General features: G+C 74.8%; 5 protein-coding genes. 3 read left to right on the forward strand and 2 right to left on the reverse strand.

What is annotated here, in order from left to right; all coding sequences use genetic code 11:
* Positions 1 to 135: 135 nt before the first annotated feature.
* A complete protein-coding gene (locus ACFRU2_RS04310; protein WP_382967385.1) occupies positions 136 to 867 on the reverse strand; it encodes an aquaporin in 732 nt (243 codons plus the stop codon).
* A gap of 176 nt (positions 868 to 1,043) precedes the next feature.
* A complete protein-coding gene (locus ACFRU2_RS04315) occupies positions 1,044 to 1,850 on the reverse strand; it encodes a nitrilase-related carbon-nitrogen hydrolase (RefSeq protein ID WP_382967387.1) in 807 nt (268 codons plus the stop codon).
* Between the two features lie 233 nt (positions 1,851 to 2,083).
* Between ACFRU2_RS04315 and ACFRU2_RS04320 the strand changes: the two genes are divergently transcribed.
* The 3 genes from ACFRU2_RS04320 to ACFRU2_RS04330 all read left to right on the forward strand — a co-directional run bounded on the left by ACFRU2_RS04320 (position 2,084) and on the right by ACFRU2_RS04330 (position 5,532).
* Entirely contained in the window at positions 2,084 to 3,394 is a 1,311-nt protein-coding gene (locus ACFRU2_RS04320; protein ID WP_382967388.1) for a sensor histidine kinase, read from the forward strand.
* Positions 3,391 to 4,041: a response regulator gene (locus tag ACFRU2_RS04325; protein WP_382967390.1), complete on the forward strand. Its 651-nt coding sequence runs from the start codon at positions 3,391 to 3,393 to the stop codon at positions 4,039 to 4,041. The genes ACFRU2_RS04320 and ACFRU2_RS04325 overlap by 4 nt, the downstream gene beginning before the upstream one ends.
* A 111-nt stretch (positions 4,042 to 4,152) precedes the next feature.
* A complete protein-coding gene (locus ACFRU2_RS04330; RefSeq protein WP_382967392.1) occupies positions 4,153 to 5,532 on the forward strand; it encodes an aspartate aminotransferase family protein in 1,380 nt (459 codons plus the stop codon).
* Positions 5,533 to 5,668: the final 136 nt, after the last annotated feature.

Genomic DNA, 5,668 nt, shown 5'->3' on the forward strand with positions numbered 1-5,668 from the left:
CTTTCTACCCCCCTGTCCACAACAGAGAAACTGTGGACCCCGGGGCGCGCGGGGCGAGGGTGGGCCTCCGCTGTGCTCCTGCCCCCCCCCCCCCCCCCCCCCCCCCCCCGGCGGCATGGGGTGTGCGACCGCACCTCAGGCGGCCCGCACCACCGCGGTGTCACGGCCGGGCACCGCGGCGACGGCGCGCGGCACGGGGTGGACGAGCCGGTCGATGCCGGCCGCCAGCGCGCCACCTACCAGCGGGGCGACGAGGAACAGCCACAGCTGGGACAGGGCCGGACCGCCGGCGAACACGGCCGGACCCAGGCTGCGGGCCGGGTTCACCCCGGTGCCCGTCAGCGGCAGGCCGACCAGCACCAGCGCGCAGAGCGTGAGGCCGATCGCCGCGCCGCCCGCGCCCGGAGCGGGTGTGCGGCGGGTGACGCCGAGGACCACCAGGACCAGGAGCATGGTCAGTACGGCCTCGGTGAGGAAGGCGCCGGCCCCGTTGATGCCGACCGCGGAGCGGGCTCCCCAGCCGTTGGAACCGAAGGCGCCGTGCACGGTGAAACCGGGGATGGCACTGACGAGCGCGTAGAGCACGCCCGCACCGACGACACCTCCCGCGCACTGCGCCACGGCGTACCGGACGGCGGTCCGCGGCCCGATCCGCCCGGCCAGCAGCAGGCCGAAGGTCACCGCGGGATTGAGGTGCGCCCCCGAGACCGGGCCCAGCGCGTAGGCGAGGGCGAGCAGCACCAGGCCGAAGACCAAGGCGATGCCCACCGCCCCGATCGTCGGGCCTCCGATGGTGGCGGCCGCCACACCGAAGAAGACGAGCAGGGCGGTACCGGTGAACTCGGCGGCGATGGCACGGTCGTTCATGATGCGACTCCCGGAATGTGGTGGAGCGGGTGGGATGGTGCGGGCGGTGTGGGTGGTGCGGGTAGTGCGGCGCGCCCGCGCTCTCCGACTGTGCGGGAGCGGTACGCGGCGCCGCGTCGTCCGTCGGGTCGGGCCGCCGAGCGGTGCGCCGTCCCCCGCCCCGTCATCCGATCGCACTACGGCGCGGCGGCAGGGTCCGGGGCGGGGATGCCCAGGACCCGGTCGCGCAGGACCGGCAGCTCGGTCCGGACGCGGTCCACGGCCGCCGGGTCGATGACGGCGGTCAGGATCTCCTCGTCCTCGCCAGCCTCGGCGAGGACTTCGCCCCACGGGTCGACGATCATGCTGTGCCCGGCCTGCCAGACCCCGCCGTGGTCGCCGGCGGCGACGCAGGCCAGCACGAAGCACTGCTCCTCGACGGCCCGCGTACGGACGAACAGCCGCAGGTGGGAGAGGCGTCCGACGGGCCAGGCCGCCGGGACCAGCAGGAACCGCGCCCCGGCGTCCAGCAGCGCGCGGAACAGCTCCGGGAACCGCAGGTCGTAGCAGGTGGCGAGGCCGACCGTACCGAAGCCGGTCGGCACGGTCACGATCTGCCGGCCGGCGCCCATCAGGGCCGCCTCCCCGGTGTCGAAGCCGTACCGGTGGATCTTGCGGTAGTGGCCCCGGAGCACTCCGTCCGGGCCGAACAGCAGGGCGGTGTTGTAGAGGGTGCCGTCCGGGTCCCGTTCCACGATGGTTCCGGCGTGCAGCCAGACGCCTGCGTCGAGGGCCGCCCCGGACATGGCCCGGGCGGTCGGCCCGTCCAGAGGCTCGGCGTCGCGGGGCCAGGTGGCGTGGTTCCACGCTCCGGCCGCCCATCCTTCGGGCAGTACGACCAGGTCGTCCCCGGCCCGGGCGCGTACGAGCTCCGCCGCCCGGCTGCGGCGGGCCGCCGCGTCCTCGGTGTCGTCCACGCGGAGCTGGATCAGTGTGGCGCGCATGGCGTCCTCCTTTCGGGACCGCTCTCTCGCGGGGCGCCAGAGTAGGAAGCCGGCCCGGGTCGGCGGACCGCCCGGCCGGGCCGACCACCGGCCCGGGCCGCTTCCTCCGCCCCGCACCCGTTCGGAGGAGTCCGACGGCGCCACGGGCCCGGGCGGACGGTGGCGTCGCCCGGAGCTGTCCGCCCGGTGCCGTCGTCCGGCACCGTCCGTACGGGGCGACCTAGACTGGGACGGTGCACCAGGACGGCGGCGAAGCGGCCGGACGGCGCCCGGTCCCGCGCCGGCCGCCGGTGGAGCCCGGTGCCACGGCGGGCACCGACGCGGTCGCCGCCATCCACCTCGCCTTCGACGAGCAGGCGCAGCGCCTGCGCAGCATCCTGCGGCTCGGTCTGGTGGCCGTCATGGCCCTGGTGGCGTGGGCGGGCACCCCGTCCGACCAGTGGCCGGCCCAGTTCGCGCTGGTCGGCGTGTACGGCCTGCTGGCGGCGGGCACCTGGTGGATGTGGCGGCACCGTCCCGGCCGGGCCCGGCGCATGCGGGACGTCGCCCCGATGGCCATCGTGGACGTCGCCGCCGTGTGCGTGCTGCAGTTCCTGTCCATCGGCAGCTACCTGTCGCTCGGGCTGCTGGCCTTCCTGCCGTTCTTCACCGCCACCCACCCCGGCCGCAAGGCCCTCCTGCTGTCGCTGGCGGCCATCGCGGGCGGTGGCGCCGTCCTGTCGGACCCCGCCTTCCGCAAGGAGCTCGGCACGGGCCAGGGCGTCACGATCCTCGCCATGCTGGTGCTGCTCTGTGTCGTCGCCATCGCCGTCTCGCGCGTCCAGGAACGCCGTCTCGCGGGCGTGGCCGCGTTGACCGTCAGCCGTTCCGTCCTGCTGGAGGACGTGGTGTCGGCGGAGAGCCGGGAACGCCGCGCCGTCGCCGAGTCCGTGCACGACGGCCCGCTGCAGACGGTCCTCGCGGTGCGCCAGGACCTCGGCCAGGCACGCAAGGCGGCCGACGGCGGCCCCGCCTACGTGGACCGGGCGTTCGACCTGCTCGCCGACGTCGAACGGGAACTGCGCCAGGTCAGCGTCACCCTGCACCCCTCCGTGCTGGAGGAGGCGGGCCTGGCCGCGGCGGTACGCACCCTGGCGGAGACGGCCGCGGAGCGCGCCGGTGTCACCGTCGACTGCGAGCTGGAGCGGCCGCGCCGGACACCGGCCGACCCCATGCTCTTCGGGGCGGCCCGCGAGCTGCTGGGCAACGTGGTGCGGCACGCCCGGGCCACCCACGTGCGCGTGGGGCTGCGGGACACCGGAACTGCGGTGATCCTGGAAGTGCAGGACGACGGCGTCGGCGTGGACGTGGACCTGATCGCCGACCGGCTGGCCGAGGGCCACATAGGAATGGCCTCGCAACGCGCCCGCATCGAAGCCCTGGGAGGACGCATGGAACTGCTCCCCGTCGAGCGGGGCACCTGGGTCCGGGTCAGCGTGCCCGTGGACCGTACCCGCGACCAGGACCCGGACCGCGACGGCGACTTCGGCGAAGGGGCGACATGACGTACGGACAGAAGGAACGGGTGCGCGTGGTCGTCGGCGACGACCACCCCGTCTACCGCGAGGGCATCGTCTCCGCGCTGACCGGTAGCGGCCGCATCGAGGTCGTGGCCGCCGTCGGCGACGGACGCGCCGCGCTGGAGGCGATCCGCGAGCACGCGCCGGAGGTGGCCCTGCTCGACTACCGCATGCCGGAGTTCGACGGCCTGGAAGTGGCGCACGCCGTCGCCCGGGACGAACTGCCGACCCGTGTGCTGCTGCTGTCCGCCACGACCGAGAGCGACGTCGTCTACCGGGCCGTGCAGGAGGGCGCCTCCGGATACCTCTCGAAGGGCTCGGACCGGGACGACATCGTCGCGGCCGTCATAGCCTGCGCCAAGGGCGAGAGCGTCCTGCCGCCCGAGCTGGTCACCGGGCTGGCCTCCGAGGTGCGCTTGCGCGCCCGGTCGGAGGAACCGCTGCTCAGCGCCCGCGAACGGCAGGTCCTCGAGATGATCGCCCAAGGTCTGTCGGTGCCCGACATGGCCAAGGAGCTGTTCCTCGCGCCGACCACGGTCAAGACGCACCTGCGCCGGCTGTACGAGAAGCTCGGCGTCTCCGACCGGGGCGCGGTCGTCGCGAAGGCCATGCGGACCCACATGCTCGAATGACGGGGACGGGCCGCCCGTCGTCCTGGTGTTCGCTCGAACGCATGACGGGGCTCTCCGGGTCCCGCGCCTACCGTGAACGCGTCCCGCACCACGTGACGCGAGGAGGCGCACATGCTGCCGAAGACCCCCCTGCAGGCCGGTCCCCACCCGGCCGCGCACACCGCGGCGGACCGGGACACCGGCTACCCCGTCCTGCTCCCCAACGCCCCGGTCGGCCGGTCTCCGGCCGACCGGCTGTGCCTCGTACGCGGCCGCGGAGCGGTGGTGTGGGACAGCGCCGGCCGGGCGCTCGTCGACACCCTCGCAGGTCTCGGACAGTGCGCGGTCGGCTACGGCCGCGCGGAACTCGCCGACGCCGCGGCCGCCCAGATGCGCGAACTGATGGCCTACCCCCTGCACGCGGGACCGGTCAACGAGCCCGCACTCCTGCTGGCCCGCAGACTCGCCGCCCTCTCACCGGCCCCCGGCAGCCGGGTCAGCTACACCTCCTCCGGCAGCGAGGGCACCGAGACCGCCCTCAAACTGGCCCGGCTCGCGCACTTCCACCACCGTGGACAGCACCGGCCGTACGTGCTCGCCCTCGAAGGCTCCTACCACGGCGCGACCGCCGGCGCCCTCGCGGTCACCGCGCGCGACGAGGTCCACCGGGGCCTGGGCGCCGCGTCCTCCCGGTACACCGTCAGGCTCACCCGGCCCGACCCGGCCGCGCTCGGCCCCGGCCCCGTCCCGTACCTGATGGCCGAGCTGGAGGACGCGATCCACCGCGTCGGAGCCCACCGCATCGGTGCGTTCATCGGCGAGCCCGTCATGGGTGTGGCGGGCAACGTGGTGCCGCCGCCGGGCTACTGGCCCGCCGTGCGGCGGGTCCTCGACGCCCACGGCATCCTGCTCATCGCCGACGAGGTGGCCACCGGATACGGGCGGACCGGCGACTGGTTCGCCTCGCCCGGACTCGGCCTCGAACCGGACATCGTGATCACGGCCAAGGCCCTGACGAGCGGCTACATCCCCATGGGCGCCGTCCTCGTCGGCCGCCGCGTCCTGGAGATGCTCGACGGCCTCCCGCTGCGGCACGGCTTCACCGCGAGCGGGCACGCCACGGCCGCCGCCGTCGCCCTGGCCAACCTCGACATCATCGAACGGGAAGGGCTCGCCCGCCGGGCTGCCGAGACCGGAGCCCGGATGCTGGCCGCGCTGCGCCCGTTGGAGGAACTGCCCTGGGTGCGGACCGTACGGGGCCGTGGCCTGATGCTCGCCGTGGAACTGTCGGGCGGCGCGGCGGTCGCGGAACGCGCCCGTACGATCCCCGCCCGGGCCGCCGAAGCGGGTGTCCTCATCCCGGCGGCGTTCGGCCTGGTCCGGCTGACCCCGCCCCTGGTGCTCACGGACGGCCAGGCGGAACGGATCGTGGACGTGGTGACCGCGGAGGTCCGCCGCCTGGGCACGCCCCGCGTCCCCATGGCCGGCGGCCCGCGCACCCCCTGCCCCTGATTCCTGGGGCAACGGATTCCTGGGGCAACGCGAAGGGCCCCGCGGTCTCTGTAGACCCCTGGGGCCCTCTCCTTGTCCCCAAAAGGAGGAAGCCTTCCACTGGGGAAACCCGTGCCATTGGCAGCCCCCCCCCCCC

It is taken from the genome of Streptomyces sp. NPDC056883 (assembly GCF_042788835.1).
Taxonomy (GTDB): Bacteria; Actinomycetota; Actinomycetes; order Streptomycetales; family Streptomycetaceae; genus Streptomyces; species Streptomyces stoeckheimensis.